Genomic DNA, 17,762 nt, shown 5'->3' on the forward strand with positions numbered 1-17,762 from the left:
TCGTCGGTGGGGGCTCAGTTGACCTGGCGGTCCCGACCGGCCCAGGTCAGGTCGCGCAGGACCTTCTTGTCGATCTTCCCGACCGCCGTCGTCGGGAGCTCCGGGACGAAGACGACGGACTTGGGCGCGTGGACCGGCCCCTTCTGCCGCCGGACGAGGGCGATCAGCTCGTCCGCCGTCGCGGTCGCCTCCCGGCGCAGCACGACGTAGGCACGCACCGCCTCGCCCCAGCGGTCGTCCGGTACCCCGACCACCGCGGCGCCGGCGACGCCGGGATGCCCGGTGAGGACGTCCTCGACCTCGCGGGGGTAGACGTTGAAGCCGCCGGTGATCACCATGTCCTTCGCCCGGTCGACGATGTGCAGGAAGCCGCGCTCGTCGAACCGCCCGATGTCCCCGGTGTGCAGCCAGCCGCCCCGCAGGGCCTGCGCCGTCTCCTCGGGCAGGTGCAGGTACCCGGTCATCACCGCCCGGGACCGCAGGACGATCTCGCCCGGCTCGCCGGACGGCACCTCCCGGCCCTCGGCATCGTGCAGCTGCAGCCGGACCCCGACCGCAGGGCGCCCGCAGGAGGTCAGTTGACCGGGAATGTGCTCGTCGGGCCGCAGCGAGGAGATGAAACCGCCCGACTCGGTCTGCCCGTACCCCTGCAGCAGCACGGGGCCGAAGACCTCCTGGGCCTCCTGGACGAGGGCCGGGGAGGCGGGCGCCGCCCCGTAGGCGAAGGTGCGCAGCGCGCCGAGGTCGTACGTGCCGTGCCGGGCGGTCTCCACGAGGGCACCGAGCATCGTCGGCACGCCGAAGGCGTAGCTGATGTGCTCGTCCTGCACCGTCCGCAGGAAGGCCTCGGGGTCGAAGGCCTCGTGCAGCACCACGCACCCGCCGCGCAACAGGGTCGGCAGCAGCGGGAGCACCGCGGCGTGGGTGATCGGCGCCGCGGCGAGGTAGCGCGGCTGCTCGGGCACGCCGTACGAGGCCAGCCAGGACAACGCCTGCTGGGTGAGGGCCCGCTGCGGGAGCATGACGCCCTTGGGTCGCCCCGTGGTGCCGCCGGTGTACTGCAGCCACGCGGTGTCCTCGGGCTCGATCGCCGGGTCCCGGACCAGGCGCCCGCCGCTCTCGGCAGCACAGGCCTCCCGGACGTCGCGGCCGAGCTCCGAGGGACCGATGGTCAGCACCGTGTGCACGCTCGGCGCGCGCTCGCTGACCGCGGCCCCGACCTCGGCGAAGCGCGGGTGGACGAGGAGCAGCGCCACCCCGGCGTCGTCGCAGAGTCGGACGTGGTCGTCGACTGAACCCAACGGGTGCAGCCCGCTGAACGAGGCCCCCACCAGGTACGCGGCGGCCTGGAGCAGCCAGGCCTCGGGCGCGTTCGGGCTGAGCGCCGCGACCGCCGAGCCCCGTCCGACCCCGTGCCGGGCCAGCACCTGCACGAGGCGGGCGGTGAAGTCCTTCGCCTCGGCGTAGGTCAGCCGGCGGTCCCCGTGGACGAAGGCCTCCCGGTCGCCGTGACGCTCGAAGGCCTCCACGATCAGGTCGGCGTAGAGAGCGCCCTCCGACGCGGCGGGACTCATCGCGTGCTCGCCAGTGCCTCGAGCAGGGCGGCCCGGTCGCCGAACGGCGCCACGATCATGGTGTCGACTCCTGCGGACTCGTATGCGGCGAGCTTCTTCTCCAGCGTCGCTGGGGTGGCCGCGAGCGACACCAGGTCGATCAGCTCGGGAGTCAGGGCGGCCTCGGCGCCCGTCCGGTCGCCGGCCAGGAACCGCTCCTGGCAGGCGAGGGCACTGGCGGCGTGGCCGTAGCGCACGGCGAGCTCGGTGTAGAAGTTCTTGTCCTTGGCGCCCATGCCGCCCAGGTAGAGCGCGATCATGGGCCGGACCAGGTCGTGTGCGACGTCTAGGTCGGCGTGGAGCGCCGCCGGCACGGTGGGGGCGATTGTCATCTCGGCCCGGTTCCGCCCGGCCTTGGCCAGCCCCCGCAGCAGGGGCTCGACGAGCATGTCGGCGTGGTCCGGGCTGAACAGGAACGGCAGCCATCCGTCGGCGATCTCGCCGCACTGTTCCACGGTGCGGGGCCCGCTCACTCCCAGGTAGATCGGGATCCGCTGCTGGACGGGACCGCCGCCGAGCATCTTGAGCTCCTTGCCGAGCCCGAGACCTCCCCTGGTCGGGATCGTCCACTCGCGGCCCTGGTAGGACAGCCGATCTCCGCTGCACGCCAGCCGGATGATCTCGACGTACTCGCGGGTACGCCGCAAGGGTGCGGTGAACGGGACCCCGTACCAGCCCTCGGACACCTGGGGCCCGGACAGCCCGAGGCCCAGCAGGACGCGCCCGCCCGAGATCCGGTCGAGGGTTGCGGCGGCGGTGGCCGCTGCCGCCGGCTGCCGGGCCGGGATCTGCAGGATCCCGGTGCCGAGCCGGATCTGCTCGGTCACCGCGGAGAGCGCGCCCAGGAGTGCGACCGCCTCCTGCCCGTACCCCTCGGCGACCCACACCGAGTCGAACCCGAGCCCGTCCGCCGAGCGCGCCAGCGCGACCTGCTCGTCGTAGGTGAACCAGGGCCAGTAAGCGACGGACACGCCGAAGCGCATGGTGTGCCTCCGATGTCAGGGTTGGACGACGACCTTGCCGAGTGCCCGCCGTTCGTCGACGACGGCCAGGGCATCGGCCGCCTGCTGCAGTGGGAACATCCCGCCCACCACGGGAGCCACCGCGCCCCGCCGGATCTGGGGCACGAGGTCGGCCCACTGGCCGGCGACGAAACCGGGCACCGTGAACGCGGGGCCGCCCCACCCGACCCCGCGGACGTCGGTGTTGGTCAGCAGGAGCCGGTTGACCTTCACCGTCGGGATCTGCCCCGCGGTGAACCCGACGACGAGCAGTCGGCCGCCCCGGGGGTGCAGGCAGCGCAGGGAGTCGGTGAAGCGATTGCCGCCGACCGGGTCGACCAGCACGTCGACCCCGCGGCCGCTCGTGAGCTCGGCGACCTGGGACCGGAAGTCGGCGGCGTCGACCACCTGGTCCGCCCCGAGCTTGCGGGCGAGCTCACCCTTCTCCGGCGTGGAGGTAACGGCGATGACCCGGGCCCCGTGCGCGGCCGCCAGCTGCACCGTCGCGCTGCCCACCCCGCCGCTCGCACCGTGCACCAGCACGGTCTCGCCGGGCTGCAGCCCACCGCGCTCGTGCAGCGCGAAGTGCGCAGTGAGGTAGTTGGTGGGCAGACAGGCGCCTTCGGCGAAGCCCAGCACGTCCGGCAGCGACAGGACCAGGTGCGCCGGGACGGCCACCAACTCGGCGAACGCCCCGATCCGCATCAGCGCGACCACCCGGTCCCCCGGTTCCAGCCCGGACGACGGAGGGGCGCTGCGGACGATCCCGGCGCACTCGCCGCCGAGCGTGAACGGCGGCTCGACCCGATGCTGGTAGAGCCCGCGCGTGTGCAGCACATCGGGGAACGCCACCCCCGCCGCCCGCACCTCGATCACCACGTCCTCCGGCCCGGCGGCCGGATCGGCGACATCGCGGCAGCGGACGGCCGCCGGCCCGTGGAACCCCACAACCTGAACTGCACGCACCGCGAGTCTCCCGTCGTCTCCCCGAGCATGCGGGATAACTAATCGGTAAGTCAAGATTGTGCCTGAATCGCGCGTCACCTCGTGCGGCGGTAAATCGTTACTGACCAAGCAAGCAACTATGCCCACCTGAAGGCGGGCGGAAGGAGACCGGAACTCGATGAGGAGAACGTCCGGCTGGTGGGGCAGGCGCGCGGTGATCGCGGCTTCGGCACTGCTGCTCGCTGTGGTCAGCCTCGTGGGAGTGGGGCAGGCGTCGGCAGCGGAGGACGAGGGGGTGCCCCCGGGAGCTCTCCCCGCGCCCTACTCGGGGTGGAACGTGACGGTCGAGCCGATCGACCCGGCGCAGCCGCAGATCCTTCACCTGTCCTTCGACAGCCCGCTCCTGAAGCGGCGGATGGTCAACACCGTCTACCTCCCGGACGGCTACCGGCGCGACGGGGCGGCGACACCCGTGGTCTACGCCCTGCATGGAACGGTGCTCTCGCCGCTCGACAACTGTGCGCTGGACCCCGTGCTCGGGGCCGACACAGTCGCGCGCATGCTCGGGTGCGGTGGTGGCTACGTGCAGGACAACCTGTCCGACATTCCGTCGCAGCTCGGCGCGATGCGGTTCGCGATCGTCTCGCCGGACACCAGCCCGGAGTACTCCGTCTGCCAGACGTGCCTGTGGATCGACGGGCGCAACGACCTCCTGCCCAACGTGAAGCCGGTGACGGCCAAGACGCTGCCGGCGGACTCCTTCCTTCACCGCGAGCTCTACCCGCTGGCTGAGGCGCTGTTCGGCTTCCGGTCAGATCGCTCGGGCCGCGGCGTCATGGGCTTCTCCATGGGCGGGATCGCAGCGGCGCTGCAGGGCATGATCCACCCTGATGACTACTCCTTCATCGGCTACATCAGCGGTGCCTACGACGTCACCGAGCCGGACCTGAACACCACCATCACCGAACCCCTCGGCTACTACCGCGACCAGGGCTACGGCACCCACCTCACCGATCCGGTGTGGTGGGCCCAGTTCAACCCGAAGGACATCGCCACCAACCTGCGGGGCGTGCCCATGTCCTTCCTGCTGACGAGCGGCAGCGGCTGCCTGAACCCGGTGGAGCTCACCCAGAAGTACTGCCAGGGCAGGTTCTCCCCGGTATCGACCCCGTCCGGCGTCTTCGTCGAGACTGTGCTCGCGCACAGCCGGGACATCGCCGTGGCCGACCTGGCGGCGAAGAATATCCCGTTCACCACCAAGCGCACCGCGGGAACCCACGGTGCGAACAACGCCGACATGTTCGCCCAGCACGTCGTCCCCCAGGCCAACAGCACCTTCGCCGCCCCGGTCGCCGCGCCCGACGTGTTCTCTTACCGCAGCGCCTTGCCGGACTTCTCCGTCTGGGGCTACCACTTCGCCGCCGCCCGCCAGCAGGACGCGTTCCTCGAGCTGACCGAGGTCGACGCCCTGGGCCGGCGGATGGTCGTCGCCGGCCCGGGCCGGACGACGATCACCACCCCGCCGACCTTCGCTCCGGGCGAGACGTACCGGGTTCGTGTCGAGCAGGCCGGCAGGAACGCCGACCAGGAGGTCCGGGCCGATGCGAACGGCCGCGTCACCCTGACGCTCTCCTCCACCGCAGACCCGAGCACGGTGACCGTCTCCTGACATCGGGGCCGGCCCAGGGGGACGCGGTGTCATGCGAACGGCAGGCATCCGCCACCCCCTGGGCGTCGGGCCTCGAGCAGGGCCGCGCCGCCGTAGACCAACTGGTACTCGAGGTAGTTGTCGAGTGCTTCGGGGCGGACCTCGCGCCCGATACCGCTGTCCTTCATCCCTCCGAACGGGGCCAGGTCGAGGTCGTAGTAGTTGACCCCGATCGTGCCCGTGCGGATCCGCCGGGCGACGTCGAGGCCCCGCTGCTCGGCCACTGTCAACACCGAACCCGCGAGCCCGTAGTTGCTGTCGTTCGCGATCGCTACGGCGTCGTCCTCGTCGTCGTAGGGGATCACGGCGAGGACCGGACCGAAGACCTTCTCCCGCGCGAGCGAGTCGCCGATGTCGACGTCGGCGAAGACCGCCGGCTCGACGAGCCAGCCCCGGTCCGACCAGGCAGGCCTGCCCCCACCCGTCACCAGCCGCGCGGCGCTCTGCTTCGCGCGGTCGATGGGCCCGGGTACCCTGCCCAGGAGCTGCTCGCTGACCACTGGGTCGCAGGTCGCCGCCTCGCTGTGGGGGGTCGCGGGACTGTCTCTAGCTCCTCTGTCATCCCTGAAAGGGCGGGGCCGGTCAAGTCCGTCGGAGGTCCGTGATGTGCGTTTCTTGGCGGGGCTCCCGGCGGGGTTGGGCGTGCGTCACCGGAGCCGGGGTCCAGGCGGAGCGCCCGCAGCGGAGCGAGGACGAACGGCCTGGATGCCGGCGAGGATGGCGCGACACTGGCCGCCGTGGCGGGGGGACGGCAGCGTCGGTTTCGGGGTTGTTGGTTTCCTGCTTCCCGTATGCCGAAGATCAGCGCGAGGCGGAGCCCCTGATGGGGGGCTGCCGGTCATCCCTTCGCTGCGCGGGCGGCGGCATGAAGCGGTGCGGCTCCGACAGGGCGGGGTCAATCAAGCTGGCGACCACGCCGAAGAGCTGGTGGGGGTCATGACAGAGCACGACCACGCGTCCTGCCGGGCCCGAACCTGCTCACGCGGCTCCGCGGGCGAGCGCGCGGATCTCGCCGTCGCGCAGCCCATAGTAGACCAGGGTGAGCAGTCGGCGCGCGGCCGCAACGACGCCGACGTTGCGGCCGCGGGTGGTGATGAGCCGGGAGCGGTCGGCCGCGAGCTTGGTGCCGGAGCGGACGTGCTGGACCGCTTCGATCGCGGCCCAGCGCACCAGCTTGGAGCCCTGTTTGGTGATCGGGCCACGGCGCACGGTGGTGTCGGACTCGCGGTGCCGCGGGGTCAGCCCGGCCCAGCAGCACAGCTTCTCCGGGCGGGAGAAGCGGCCGATGTCGCCGATCTCGGCGACGAAGACGGCGGCGAAGGTCGGGCCCACCCCGCTCAACTGCTGGATCACTCGGTAGCCGCGGTGCCCGGCCAGCCGGTTCGCGATCATCCTCCGGAACAGGTCGATCTCGCCGTCATAGGCGTCGATCAGTTCCAGCAACGAGTCGATCCGCTGCCGGAACACCAGCTCGAGCGGCGCTTCGCGCAGCCAGGTCATCCCGGCGGCGCCGAACAGGTCCGAGGCTTGGGGCAGATGCCCCTGCTTGGCCAACGTGGCATGCACCTGGGCCTTCAACCCGCTACGCAGCGCGACCAGCTTGGCGCGATAGCGCACCAGCTCACGCAGCTCCCGCTCGGCCGGCGTGGCGATGTACGCCTCAGGCAGCCTGCCCATCCGCAGCAGATCCGCCAGGTCCGCAGCGTCCCGCGCGTCGTTCTTCACCCGCCGGTACGCGAACCCCTTCACTCCCAGGGGATGCGCCAGATGTACCCGGGCACCGGACGTCTCAAGCGCGTCGACCGCCCATTACCAGCCGTAGGTGGCCTCCAGCACCACCTCCGGATCCGGGCCGGCCTTGGCCAGTTCCAACCCGAGCGCGACCGGGTCGTTGTCGATACGGACCGTGTCCAGTCGCTCCCCCTGACCGGACATCCGCACGATGACACTGCGGCGGCGGTGCAGGTCGATCCCCACGTATTGGCATCCGTCGTAGTCTGCGTTCACCGGGGCCTCCCTCAACGTGTCGTTGCTGAGCACCCCCGAGCATCCGCTCGGGACCACGAAGGGCGGAGGCCCCGCCCTTTCATCGCATCAAGCGGCGAGTCGGGCGGGACTGACCCGGGCGTCTGCCTGTAACGCTCGGTAAATGACGTCGGAGAGTCGACGCTTGAGGATCCGGAGGGCTTCCACCCACCGTCGCCAGCGACCTTGCGGCGGGCGAGCATGGCTCTGGCGTCGGGGTGGCAGCGGGCCTGAGTCATCGCGATGCGGTGCAGCGCGGCGTTGAGCTGCCGGTTGCCGGTGCGGGAGACTCGATGCCGAGCCCGGTTCGACGACCACACCGGCAAGGGCGCGGTGCCGTTGTCTTGCGTAGGCGTCCTTGGAGGCGAACCGGTCGACACCGGCGGTCTCGCCGATGATCTTTGCCGCCGTCAGATGCGCGCAGCCGGGTATGGCCAGCAGGGCGGGGGCCATAGCTTCGACCTGGCTGTGGAGCTCGCGGGTCAGCTCGTCGATATCGGCGGTGAGCCGTCGCAGCTGCGCAACGAGCTTGAGCGCGAGTCGGACGACGAGCTGGTTGTCGTCGGTGCCGGCACGGCGCTGCTGGAGCTTGTCGTAGGCGCTGCGCCGGTCGAGCGAGCGCGGGGTGGGGTCCCATACGGGGTCGAGCTCGTATGGGTGCCAGCGCAGCCGGTTGATCACCCGGGTGAGTTCGGCGACGAGGCCGTCGCGGTGGTCGGTCAGCAGCCGCACGTCGCGGTCGGGGCCGTCGAGCCGCGCGGTGGGCAGGTCGGGTTCGCGCCGCACGCTGGGTGGTGCCGAGGAAGACGCTTCCGGCGCCCAGCAGGCCCGCCGCGACGGCACCCCGAACCAATGCCCGCGCTGCCCGCAGCGCTCCCGCCTTCCGATAAGGACGCCATGTCACGCAGCCGCCTGGTTGGCCGCCCCTCGACAACGGGTGACGACCACCAGCTCAACACCACCACACTCATCAGGCACGCCGCACGCACCTTTGGCGACCAGTCCGTCGTTTACCGCGACCGCGGCGAGTGGCAGAGCTACGCCTTCGCCGAATGCTACGAGCGGGTGTGCCGCGCGGCGCAGGCGCTGACTCGGCTCGGTATCGGCGCCGGCGATACGGTCGGAGTGCTCGACTGGAACAGCCGACGGCACTTCGAGCTCTACTGGGCGATACCAGGCATCGCTGCGGTGATGTTGCAGCTGAACCTGCGTCTGGGCGAGGAGGACCTATCCTATGTTGTCCGCCACAGTGAGGCCGAGTGGATCGCTGTCGACTCGAGTCTGCTGCCACTCGCCGGCGACTAATCCCCAGATCAAGGGCTGGATCCTGCTCAGCGATCGAGCACCCGCCGACACCGGAATCGACACCAGCCTCGCACCGCTGCATCAGTACGAAGAGCTGCTCGACAAGCAGGACGCCGCCATGGAGTGGGCGGAGATCGACGAACGGTCCGCCTACAGCGCCTGCTACACGACGGGGACGACAGGTCGACCGAAAGGTGTCTACTACTCCCACCGCGCCATTTATCTCCATGCCATGGCGGAGGCGGCTGCCCTGAACATGGGGCTGGCCGACACCACCATGCTCATCACCCCCATGTTCCACGCCCAGTGCTGGGGTCTCCCCCAAGCCGCAACCCTCGCTGGCAGCAAAATCGTCCTTCCGGGCCGGTATCGGGCAGACGACGCCGGGCTTTTGGTCGAGGCCTTCTCCAAGTTCCACGTGAGCGTGGCAAACGGCGCCCCCATCATCTTCGAGCCCATACTCGACTACATCCGCAAGAACAACATCACCCTTGACCTGCGCGGCGCGCGCCTTCTCTCCGGCTCCAGCGAGCCACCCCTCGAGCTGATGCGAGGGCTGTCCGAGGAGACCGGGGCAGAGGTCATCCACGCCTACGGTGCCACCGAGACCAGCCCCGTCGTCGCGGTCAACCGGCGGAAACCACACCTGTCGGACACGCTCGGTGAGTCGGAACTCTGGGAGCTCAAACGCAAGCAGGGGCTCCCGGTCACCGGCGTAGACCTGGTCCTTCTCGACGAAAACGGTCAGCCGCAACCCCACGACGGAGCCAGTGTCGGAGAAATCTGCCTACGAGGCCCCTGGATCACCGCCCGCTACCACGCGATGCCCGACTCGGAGGACCGCTTCACCTCCGACGGGTACTGGAGGAGCGGCGACGTCGGAACAATCGACGCCAACGGCTACCTCAAACTCACCGATCGAATCAAGGACGTCATCAAAAGTGGCGGCGAGTGGATATCATCCATCGACCTGGAGAACGCGCTGCTCGGCCATCCGGCGGTGCGGGAGGCGGCTGTCGTCGGGGTGCCACACCGGCGATGGCAGGAACGAGCAGTCGGCGTGGTCGTCCTTTACGAAGGCGTGACGGTGACCGAACAAGAGCTGCGGGGACACCTCGCCTCCCGTTTCGCAAAATGGCAGGTTCCGGAGCGGATCTTTGTCGCATCCCACATCCCGCGAACAAGCGTCGGGAAGATCAAGAAGATGGAGCTGCGAGAGCGATTCTGGGACACTTATATGAAAGAATAGGCCGCGAGGAAAGGCCGGCCGGTTCTTACCCAGAACCCGGGTGAGCCCGGAGGAACAAGGGAAGTGCCCAGGTCGCGTAGTCGCTCAGGTGCACGAGGGCCCAGAGGTGCCGGGGGACGCACACGATCTCGGCATCCCTCGAGATAGACGGGCTGACGGTGCGGACGCGACCTGGCTGTGCGGCTGACTGGGCCCGGCGGACACCCTGCCGCCCGCGCTTCCGGTGACCCCGAGCCGGGATGGAGCCCGTGATCTCAGAGGAGAAGAACGACGGTGCCGAGTGCGGCGAACACCACTGCAACGATGCTCATCCCGACGGGCACTCTTGGTCGACCGAGGAGCTTGGTCAGGACGGCGGCGGTACCGGCGCCGAGGGCGGGGCCGTAGGCATTGACCGGGTTCGGCAGGATCAGGGCGAGGAACATCCCGAGAAGCACCAGCACTGCCCGTGGGAACAGCTCGTCGAGCCACCAGTTCGGCCGGGCTCGCCGCCGACCGGCTGAGATCGGGGCAGGGTCTGGTCGCGGGGCCGGGTCGGGGTGAGCTGCGGCCACGAGCTCACCGAGGGATTCCCGCGCGTCGTCTGAGCGTGCGATCTCGGCGGGATCGACGAGGACGTAGCCGGAGGCGGTGGACAGGGACTGCCATCGCGGGGTGCGCTCGGCGCGCTCGAGCAGCTCGTCGGCCAGTTGCAGGCGGTCGTCGCGTTCGGTGACGATGGCGGGCAGGGCAGGGAGTTCTCGGACCATGTCGTCGAGCAGGACGAGCTCGTCAGCAGTGCCGGGGTCGAGGTGGAGGACCTGGCCGTCCGGCCAGTCCCGCGCAAGGTCGCTGATGCGGTACCAGCGGCGCGGAGGTCGGGTGGGGAGCATGCGGTCGAGGACCTGGACGGAGCTGAACGCCGCGACCACGTGCGGGTTGTCGTTCGTGCCGGCGCCGAACACCCGCGGTGCCCCGTGGTCGTCGAGCAGCACCACCACGTTCCGCCTGGCGAGCGTGGCCATGACGTGGGAGTCCGGGGGCCAAGGCTGGGCGAGCGCCACGGGGTGCGCGGCGATCCCGAGGCTTTCGGTCACCGCCCGGCGGAGCCCGTGGAGGGCGTCATTGACCAGTTGCTGCTCGAGGTCGGCTACTGCGAGCAGCGTCGTGCGTCCGGCGCTCAGCTCGTCGATCTCGTCGAGGGCAACCACAGCTCCTCCCGGTAGGTCGGGGTCGACGAGCAGGGAAGCCTCGCCGGGGTATTCGGACCGAAGCTCCGCTACCAGCCGCACGACGTGCCCGCTGGCCGCGTTGCCGACGACATGGTCGAACCCGTCGGCGGTGGTGAAGGCGATGACATGCCCGGGGTCCTCGGGGTGGGGTAGGTGGACGGGCCAAGACGTCCCGGTGGGCGTCAGTGGAATGTAGAGCCGCGCGGTGGCGAGCAGCTGGGCCCACTGCTGGCCGTTCCTGCGAGCCAGAGCGGTGCCGAGGGCTTCGGCATGGCGGCGGTCAGAATCGTCAGGGGCAGGGGAACCTCGCCGACACAGCCGGCGCAGGCGGGTGCGGGGCAGGTCGACCGCGTCGAAGAGGACGGCCAGGCGCTCGCGGTCATCGGCATCGGTGGGAATCCGGTGTTTGAGCAGCAGGTGCGCGACGCCATCGGCGAAATGCTCCAGGTCCTCGAAGGCCCAGGCGGCGTCTTCGTCGTCGATCTCGATCTGCCACCGATCCGGCTCGGGCACCAGCGGTACGAAGCGGCGGGACGCTTGCCGGGCCAGAGTAGCGATGTCGACGCCAAAGGATCCGGCCATTACGGGCAGGCTCTTCAGGGTGGCGGCGAGCCGAGCGACCGCGTTGGTGGTGTAGGCGTCGGACAGCCCGGCGCCGGCGAAGGTGGCCACGTAGCGGCGTAGCTCGACGTGTTCGCGGTAGGTGATCGCGCTGGCCGAGCGGGACAACCCGTGGACCACCGACCCGGCGGCCAGCAGCCACTCGCCCGCGTTGCGGTAGGCCTGTGCGTTCTGCAGTGAAGTGGGGTGCAGGCGATCGGCGAAGCGCTCGGGGAGCGTGGCCATCCCCCGTGCCACCTCGACCTCAGACAGCGCTGCTGTGGGCGGCTGCCCGGTGAAGTCCTCATTCATGGGAGCTGCCGCTTCCTGACCAGACCGACGAGGCACGGGCAGGCGTCACGCCGAGCGAGCTGAACAGCACCTGGAGGCAACGCTCGCGCAGCTGTTCGCGCGGCACCTCGCTCCCATCGAGCCAGGACATGCCCACGGTGGCCAGGAACGACACCCAGCCGCGCACAGCCACCCGCTGCAACGGGTCCGGGTCGAGCTCGCCGAACAGCGCGAGGATCCGACGGGCCTGGCGGGCGTGTGCCCGCTCCACGAGCTCCCGGGCAGCGGAGTGGGCGGAGACGGCGCTGCGGTAGATCGACCGGTACCACTGCGGATGCGCGGCGACGAAGTCGAAGTAGGCGTCCAGCCCGGCCCGAACCGTCGCCTCCCGTGTCCCCGGCGGGCTGTCCGGCGCGGCCGGCGCGACTCGGGTGGCCCGGGCGAGCGCGTCGAGCTGGCGGGCCATCACGGCCAGGAAGAACGCCACCTTGTCCGGGAAGTAGTGATACAGCAGCCCCCGCGACACCCCCGCCGCTGCGGCGATGTCGGCAATCTCCACCTCGTCGTAGCCCCGCTCGGCGAACAGCACGACCCCGGCCTCGAGCAGCTGATCCCGACGTGCGGCGGCCTCCATCCGGACCCGCCGCCGGCCGTTCCCGCCGGTGCTGCGGGTGCCACCGGCAGGGGTGAGGCCCGTTGACTCGACTTCGATCATGAAGCTAACTTTCGTCGGGTGCAGCTACTGAACGCAGTTCAACAACACTACCGGCGGTTGTCGGCGGCCCGCGCTTCGGGGCGCGGGCGGGTGCTGCGCCGTCGGGTGGGTGCGTTGATCGTGGCGCTCGGCACGGTGGTCGGGCTGATGGTGGTGGCCGGGCCGGCCTACGCGGACTCGCGCGGCTGCAACGGTGAGATCTGCCTGCAGCTGTGGGGCTCGGTCGGCCCGGACCCGATCACCGCGCGCATCACCTACACCGGCGGCAACCAGCTGGCCAAGTCCTACGGGCTGGTCACCCAGCACAACGGTGTGTTCTGGGTCGGCTCGCCCACCAACTCGGCGACCTTCTCCAACATGCGCATAGCGCAAGGGCAGGTATGCGCCACCATCCGATGGGCCGGCAGCCAGAACGGCCCGCCCGGCTACCCGTGCCTGCAACTGCGCTGAGCGCGTTCGTTGGTCGCCCACCGCGCTGGGGGTGTGGTGGGCGACTCCTGGCAGAAAGTCGGTCTACCCGTGACGATCTCGCCTACTCCGCCTACTCCGCCTACTGCGCCTGCTCCGAAGGTCCGGCACGGCTGCTGTGGGCTGCTGATGCTGGCGACCGGACTGGCAGCTGTGGCCGGGCTGGTCTGGGCAGTGATCGCGTTCCTGAACTGGGACCCACCGATCAAATACAACGAGGCCACCACCCAGGAAGCCGTCGCCGCGCAACCTGACTGCGCCGAGATCGGGCGCCGGCATCAGGACGACGACGTCACGCAGGCCCAGCGCTACGACGTCACAGCCCAAATGGAACTGCAGGCACGCAACCAGGGCATCGGGATGGTATGCGACGAGAACGTGCAGGCCACCTGCAACCCGTCGAGCTCCTGCCTGATCAGCTACGGCGACGAGCAACTCACCCTGCGCGTGATCCACGGGACCTGCTACACCATCGCCGACCGGCTCTGCCACTACCGCCTCCAGCCCGAAAACCGGCTCCTGGCCCAGCGACGGGTCAACGAAGGCTTCGCCGCCTACGCCAGCAAACAACGCGAGGACGGAGCGATCCTGCGCTGCGACACCATCCCCGGCGGGGCCGACCTGTTCCCAGCGAGTCCGAGGACCAGCAGCGGCGACCTCGACGACAGCGCCGGGCCCGACCCGACCGGCTACCGCTGCTACAGCCGCGAACCCGGTCACATCACCTACCTCTACGACGTCCTACTCCTCTCCAACGGAACAGCCCACTTCCAGGAGGTCGACGACTAGCGCAGAGCCTCGGCTCTCGAACTCCTCGCCGCCGACATCCGCGGGCGCCAGGCGGCCGGACCGGGCGGCTCGCTCGGGCGGGGCACCATCGCCCCGCGCCCGCCGGCGGCGCGTTCGGGCTTGCGGTCGGCCTACTTCGCGCTCGGTGACGCTGTTGCTTCGTTCATGGATGCGCCAGACACCGATCCCGCCGCCGTGCGGGACGCAGACGCGCTGGCCTTCCTGCCAAGCGATCCCGTGGCAGCCGCCGCGGAGATCCACAGGCGGCGCGAGGACATCGGCTACTCCTATTTCGTGTTCGGTGCCGATGTCGCCGACGGGCTCGCCCCGGTCGTCGCTGAGCTGGCCGGACAGTAGGCCGTAGCCAAGATCAGCGATCACGTCCCGCGGCATGTCGAGGGCGTGCGGCCAGGGCGGATCGTGCGGCTCAGCTCAGGTGGGGGCGCCTGTCGCTGGCCCGCCACGGTGCCCGCTCCACCTGCTGGCGCCGATCGCGGGCCCCAACGTGCCGTAGGTGCCGTATGTCGTTCCTCTATCCGGGTCGAGGCCCGAATCGGGAGGCAGCGGCAACCGTCGTCGCCGCGCCCGCAGGACCGGCCGCGGTCGGCTCTTCTCAACTCTTTTTCTTCAGGTTTTCGGCGAGCATCACGAGGATGCCGCTGGGGCCGCGCAGATAGGTAAGCCGGTAGGCGTTGCCGTAGATGGCCACGCCGCGCAGCGGGTGGCAGCCGTGTTTGGCCGCGGCCTGGAGGGCCTGGTCGAGGTCGTCGACGGAGAAGGCGACGCGGTGCATGCCGATCTCGTTGGGCCGGGTGGGGGTGGTCTTGATCGCGTCGGGGTGGGTGTACTCGAACAGCTCCAGGCAGCCGTTTCCGTCGGGGGTCTGCAGCACGGCGATCTTGGCGTGGTTGCCGTCGAGACCGACCGCGGTGTCGGCCCACTCGCCGCTGACGGTGTCGCGGCCGAGCACGCTCAGCCCGAGGTCGGTGAAGAAGGCGATCGTCTCGTCAAGGTCGCGGACGGCGATCCCGACGTTTTCGAACTTGATGGGCATGGATCTCTGCTTTCTGCGTCTCGTGCTGTTCGCGGCGTGGATCTTGCGCGGTCTCGGCGGTGTCGTCGTCGGCGCTGGCTCAGTTCCGGGGCGTGAGCAGGATCACCGGGATCTACCGGTCGGTCTTCTGGGCGTACTCCTCATAAAGCGGGAAGAGGCGCACCATCTGCGGCCAGAGGGCCTCACGCTCGGCCGGGGAGGCCACGCGGGCTCGTCCGCTGAAGCGCCGGGTGCCGACCCGCACGCCAACTCTGGGCTCGGCCTGGAGGTTCTTGAACCAGTCCGGGTGCTCGTCCTCGCCGCCTTTGGAGGCGACCAGGACGAAGTCGTCCTCGGCCCTGCCGTAGATCAGGCAGGTGCGGCGCGGCTGTCCGCTGACGCGCCCAGTCGTGACCAGCACGAGCATGCGCACCCCGTTCGCCTCGTGTCCCTGCGTTCCGCCCGAGGCGATGTAGGTCCTGGTCTGCTCGGCCACCCAGTCCCATCGCGAGTCGGTGGCCCGATCCAGATCGGCAGCGACGGCCACGTTCGGTCTCCCTTCCTGACGATGCTTCGGCGCGGGGCCGGCCGCCCGCACCTATCCGGTAGACGAAGCTGTCGCGCCGCTCTCGACATCGCCGCCCTGGTCTGCCACGGTGCGGCGGGGGAGCCGGCCGGAGTCCAGGCGCCGGGGCCGCGGCAGGAGCCACCGTCACCGCCGGTGCGGGGGTGGGTCGGGCGCGGCGATGCCCTCGAGCAACACGGTGGCGACGTGCACGGCGTACCGGTCAGGATCGACGTCGGGATGGTCGAGGAGGTGGTCGACCATGGTGTCTACCAGGCCCTGATAGGTGACGGCGAGCAGCTGCGGGTCCAGGTCGGCGCGCAGGTGTCCCTCCTGTTGCCCGCGGCGCAGCAGGGCAGCCTGTCGAGCCAGCAGCGGTTCGCTCTCGGTGTCACGCAGCAGCCGGTGCCCGGCCGGGTCGCGCAGGTTGTCCACCAGCTGCCGGATCGCCCGCAGCTCGCGGGCATGGGTGGCGGGCAGCCGGGCTGCGCGGCCGATTGCGGCGCGCAGCAGTTTGGGCAGCGGCGCGCGCAGGTCGAGCTCGGCAGCCACCGCCGCCTCCAGCAGCCGCAGCGCGCGCCGCGCGGCGTGCACGAGTAGATCGGTCAGGTCGGTGTAGTAGTGCCACACCAACCCCTTGGAGGCGCTCGCGGTGCGGGCGATCGCGTCGGCGTTCGCCGCGGCGTACCCGTCGTCGGCGACCACGACGAGCGCGGCCCGCTCCAGCTGGTCCCGGCGGGCCTCCGCGCTCAGGCGCTGCCGGCTCACCGCCGGACGGCCTGTTCCCGGATCACGAGCCCGATCATGGCGGCCATCAGCACGGCGATGCCGACCATCTCGACGCGCATCCACACCAGCACGAACCCGGGAATGCCCGCCTCCACGACGTTGACCACCAACAGCGCCGATGCGATCAGCCCGACAGCGCGCAGCGCGCCGGGATTGCCGCGCCGCGCGGCCCGCAGCGGTAACACCACGCCGAAGACCGCGCTGATGACCGCGTGTCCCCAGGCCTCGCGGGGAGCCCGCGCGGGCGCCGTCGCCGCAAGTACCCCCAGCACGGCGAGGGTCGCCCCAGCGATGGCCAGGTAGACGCGCACCAACGCCGTGGCGGCGGCCAGATGCCGAGACACCAAGGGCCTATTGACCATACAGTCAACACTCATGAACTCGAGTCCGCCCGCAAGCGGTGGGTTCGTGACGCCGGCGAGTTTGCGGCCAGAACTGCGTCCGCGGCGCTGCCGGCGTCACTCGCGCCCGGCGGAGCGAGCGTCCGCCGGAGACACCCGCGTTTTCGGAACCAGGGCAGGCGGTGATCAGCGCGAGCTCCTGGGCCACCGCCGACCTGCACGCGGTGGCCTCGCTCGACGGCTACATCGCCGACGAGCGCGACGACGTGGGCCCGCTGCACGACTGGTACGTCAGCGGCGACCACCAGCTCGTCGACGAGAACCACGCCGAGATCCACAGGGCCCCGTTCCGGGTGCCGGCCGCCTCCGCTGACTACGTGCGTGGCATGTGGGCGCGCCAGGAGCTCCTGGTCACCGGGTGGCACCTGTTCGACCTCGCCAACGGCTGGGAGGGCAAACGCGCGCGTGCCCGCGTGCTGGTCGAAACGCACCGCGGCGAACTGGCTGCGCGCGATGAAGCCCTGGCCGAAGCCCGCGCGGAGCCTCGCCGAGCTGGAGCGGAGCAAACGCCGCCGAGCTTGAGTGGATACGCCGGGATGCGGCTGCGGCCGCCGAACAGACCGGCGCACACCCCACCGCAGACTGGAGTGGGAGCGCGCCGAGCTCACCCTGGCCACGCCAGCAGCATGTCGCCAGCTCGCCGAGCTGCGCCGCCAAGTCGGCGCCGCCGACCACGAGCTCCGGGACCTGCACATCGAACGGCGGCCGGACGCTCTTGGTCTCCTCGTCCAACCGTCGAAGCGCCCCGTTCGTCGCTGCTCATGGGCCCAGAGAGTCCCACGCGGGACCGACAGCGAGACCGGCGTGGGCCTGCTGCACGTTCGTCACCCGCCACTACACAGGACGTCGAAGGAAACTGTCGAACAGATGCCTCTACCAATCGTTCATACGCAACGTATGCGCCCCTGGCGTATGCTAGGGGCATGCCCCAGCGGGAGCGAGCCACGTTTTCCCTCGACAGCAGCACGGTCGCGCGGATCCGCCAGTGCGCAGCGAGCAACCGCGGCGGCGCCTCGGGCTACATCGAACGCCTGGTCCGGGAGGACGCCATGCG

17 protein-coding genes and 2 pseudogenes are annotated in these 17,762 nt (G+C 70.3%); 6 read left to right on the forward strand and 13 right to left on the reverse strand.

The window, feature by feature from the left end; all coding sequences use genetic code 11:
- Window positions 1-14: 14 nt before the first annotated feature.
- From LWC35_RS19080 to LWC35_RS19090, 3 genes are read right to left on the reverse strand one after another with little or no spacing between them, the layout of a single operon-like run.
- The gene (locus tag LWC35_RS19080; RefSeq protein WP_232871507.1) at window positions 15-1,574 is read right to left on the reverse strand and encodes an AMP-binding protein; all 1,560 of its coding nucleotides are present in this window, start codon (window positions 1,572-1,574) and stop codon (window positions 15-17) included.
- Window positions 1,571-2,584 (reverse strand): LLM class flavin-dependent oxidoreductase, encoded by a 1,014-nt coding sequence (locus LWC35_RS19085; RefSeq protein WP_232871508.1) that lies wholly within the window; start codon window positions 2,582-2,584, stop codon window positions 1,571-1,573. Before LWC35_RS19085 ends, LWC35_RS19080 begins: the two co-directional genes overlap by 4 nt.
- A 27-nt stretch (window positions 2,585-2,611) precedes the next feature.
- Window positions 2,612-3,580 (reverse strand): NADPH:quinone oxidoreductase family protein, encoded by a 969-nt coding sequence (locus LWC35_RS19090; protein ID WP_232871509.1) that lies wholly within the window; start codon window positions 3,578-3,580, stop codon window positions 2,612-2,614.
- Between the two features lie 157 nt (window positions 3,581-3,737).
- Here LWC35_RS19090 and LWC35_RS19095 point away from each other — a divergent pair, with 157 nt between their 5' ends.
- The gene (locus LWC35_RS19095; RefSeq protein WP_232871510.1) at window positions 3,738-5,228 is read left to right on the forward strand and encodes an alpha/beta hydrolase-fold protein; all 1,491 of its coding nucleotides are present in this window, start codon (window positions 3,738-3,740) and stop codon (window positions 5,226-5,228) included.
- Between the two features lie 29 nt (window positions 5,229-5,257).
- On the opposite strand, the pseudogene LWC35_RS19100 reads toward LWC35_RS19095, so the two are convergent.
- From LWC35_RS19100 to LWC35_RS40995, 4 genes and pseudogenes are all read right to left on the reverse strand, one after another.
- Window positions 5,258-5,785 (reverse strand): annotated as a pseudogene (locus LWC35_RS19100) (aldehyde dehydrogenase family protein); the annotation flags it as partial.
- Window positions 5,786-6,245: 460 nt separating this feature from the next.
- A pseudogene (locus LWC35_RS19105) lies at window positions 6,246-7,061 on the reverse strand (IS110 family RNA-guided transposase); the annotation flags it as partial.
- Between the two features lie 15 nt (window positions 7,062-7,076).
- Window positions 7,077-7,274, reverse strand: coding sequence for an IS110 family transposase (locus tag LWC35_RS19110; RefSeq protein ID WP_232871512.1), 198 nt, complete (start codon window positions 7,272-7,274; stop codon window positions 7,077-7,079).
- Between the two features lie 11 nt (window positions 7,275-7,285).
- Complete coding sequence (locus tag LWC35_RS40995; protein WP_372463067.1) at window positions 7,286-7,672, reverse strand: transposase; 387 nt, start codon at window positions 7,670-7,672, stop codon at window positions 7,286-7,288.
- 472 nt (window positions 7,673-8,144) lie between these two features.
- Here LWC35_RS40995 and LWC35_RS39365 point away from each other — a divergent pair, with 472 nt between their 5' ends.
- Together LWC35_RS39365 and LWC35_RS39370 are read left to right on the forward strand one after the other, a co-directional pair.
- Complete coding sequence (locus LWC35_RS39365; protein ID WP_269804414.1) at window positions 8,145-8,597, forward strand: AMP-binding protein; 453 nt, start codon at window positions 8,145-8,147, stop codon at window positions 8,595-8,597.
- Window positions 8,527-9,846, forward strand: a complete 1,320-nt coding sequence (locus tag LWC35_RS39370) for an AMP-binding protein (protein WP_269804415.1) — start codon at window positions 8,527-8,529, stop codon at window positions 9,844-9,846. Before LWC35_RS39365 ends, LWC35_RS39370 begins: the two co-directional genes overlap by 71 nt.
- A 254-nt stretch (window positions 9,847-10,100) precedes the next feature.
- Here the strand turns inward: LWC35_RS39370 and LWC35_RS19130 are convergent, their stop codons facing one another.
- Both LWC35_RS19130 and LWC35_RS19135 read right to left on the reverse strand, forming a co-directional pair.
- On the reverse strand, window positions 10,101-11,729 hold the full coding sequence (locus tag LWC35_RS19130) for a hypothetical protein (RefSeq protein WP_232871514.1): 1,629 nt from the start codon (window positions 11,727-11,729) through the stop codon (window positions 10,101-10,103).
- A 232-nt stretch (window positions 11,730-11,961) separates the two neighbouring features.
- Complete coding sequence (locus tag LWC35_RS19135) at window positions 11,962-12,663, reverse strand: TetR/AcrR family transcriptional regulator (RefSeq protein ID WP_232871515.1); 702 nt, start codon at window positions 12,661-12,663, stop codon at window positions 11,962-11,964.
- An 18-nt stretch (window positions 12,664-12,681) separates the two neighbouring features.
- Between LWC35_RS19135 and LWC35_RS19140 the strand changes: the two genes are divergently transcribed.
- From LWC35_RS19140 to LWC35_RS19150, 3 genes are all read left to right on the forward strand, one after another.
- Window positions 12,682-13,113, forward strand: coding sequence for a hypothetical protein (locus LWC35_RS19140; protein ID WP_232871516.1), 432 nt, complete (start codon window positions 12,682-12,684; stop codon window positions 13,111-13,113).
- A 147-nt stretch (window positions 13,114-13,260) separates the two neighbouring features.
- A complete protein-coding gene (locus LWC35_RS19145; protein WP_232871517.1) occupies window positions 13,261-13,920 on the forward strand; it encodes a hypothetical protein in 660 nt (219 codons plus the stop codon).
- Window positions 13,921-14,085: 165 nt separating this feature from the next.
- A complete protein-coding gene (locus tag LWC35_RS19150; protein ID WP_232871518.1) occupies window positions 14,086-14,277 on the forward strand; it encodes a hypothetical protein in 192 nt (63 codons plus the stop codon).
- A gap of 256 nt (window positions 14,278-14,533) precedes the next feature.
- Here the strand turns inward: LWC35_RS19150 and LWC35_RS19155 are convergent, their stop codons facing one another.
- The 4 genes from LWC35_RS19155 to LWC35_RS19170 form a co-directional block, all read right to left on the reverse strand.
- Window positions 14,534-14,974: a VOC family protein gene (locus tag LWC35_RS19155; RefSeq protein ID WP_232871519.1), complete on the reverse strand. Its 441-nt coding sequence runs from the start codon at window positions 14,972-14,974 to the stop codon at window positions 14,534-14,536.
- 112 nt (window positions 14,975-15,086) lie between these two features.
- Window positions 15,087-15,500 carry a nitroreductase family deazaflavin-dependent oxidoreductase gene (locus LWC35_RS19160; protein WP_232871520.1) on the reverse strand — a complete coding sequence of 138 codons (414 nt, stop codon included), beginning with the start codon at window positions 15,498-15,500 and terminating at the stop codon, window positions 15,087-15,089.
- A gap of 165 nt (window positions 15,501-15,665) precedes the next feature.
- Complete coding sequence (locus LWC35_RS19165; protein WP_232871521.1) at window positions 15,666-16,286, reverse strand: TetR/AcrR family transcriptional regulator; 621 nt, start codon at window positions 16,284-16,286, stop codon at window positions 15,666-15,668.
- Complete coding sequence (locus LWC35_RS19170; RefSeq protein ID WP_232871522.1) at window positions 16,283-16,654, reverse strand: hypothetical protein; 372 nt, start codon at window positions 16,652-16,654, stop codon at window positions 16,283-16,285. The genes LWC35_RS19165 and LWC35_RS19170 overlap by 4 nt, the downstream gene beginning before the upstream one ends.
- Window positions 16,655-17,762: the final 1,108 nt, after the last annotated feature.

Origin of the sequence: Pseudonocardia kujensis, assembly GCF_021283305.1 — a bacterium.
Taxonomy (GTDB): Bacteria; Actinomycetota; Actinomycetes; order Mycobacteriales; family Pseudonocardiaceae; genus Pseudonocardia; species Pseudonocardia kujensis.

Excerpts from the sequence above, each read along its gene's own strand:
- LWC35_RS19080 (WP_232871507.1), bottom strand. The coding sequence starts at position 1,574 with ATGAGTCCCGCCGCGTCGGAGGGCGCTCTCTACGCCGACCTGATCGTG.
- LWC35_RS19095 (WP_232871510.1), top strand. The coding sequence starts at position 3,738 with ATGAGGAGAACGTCCGGCTGGTGGGGCAGGCGCGCGGTGATCGCGGCT.
- LWC35_RS39365 (WP_269804414.1), top strand. The coding sequence starts at position 8,145 with ATGCCCGCGCTGCCCGCAGCGCTCCCGCCTTCCGATAAGGACGCCATG.
- LWC35_RS39370 (WP_269804415.1), top strand. The coding sequence starts at position 8,527 with ATGTTGTCCGCCACAGTGAGGCCGAGTGGATCGCTGTCGACTCGAGTC.
- LWC35_RS19135 (WP_232871515.1), bottom strand. The coding sequence starts at position 12,663 with ATGATCGAAGTCGAGTCAACGGGCCTCACCCCTGCCGGTGGCACCCGC.
- LWC35_RS19145 (WP_232871517.1), top strand. The coding sequence starts at position 13,261 with ATGCTGGCGACCGGACTGGCAGCTGTGGCCGGGCTGGTCTGGGCAGTG.
- LWC35_RS19150 (WP_232871518.1), top strand. The coding sequence starts at position 14,086 with ATGGATGCGCCAGACACCGATCCCGCCGCCGTGCGGGACGCAGACGCG.
- LWC35_RS19155 (WP_232871519.1), bottom strand. The coding sequence starts at position 14,974 with ATGCCCATCAAGTTCGAAAACGTCGGGATCGCCGTCCGCGACCTTGAC.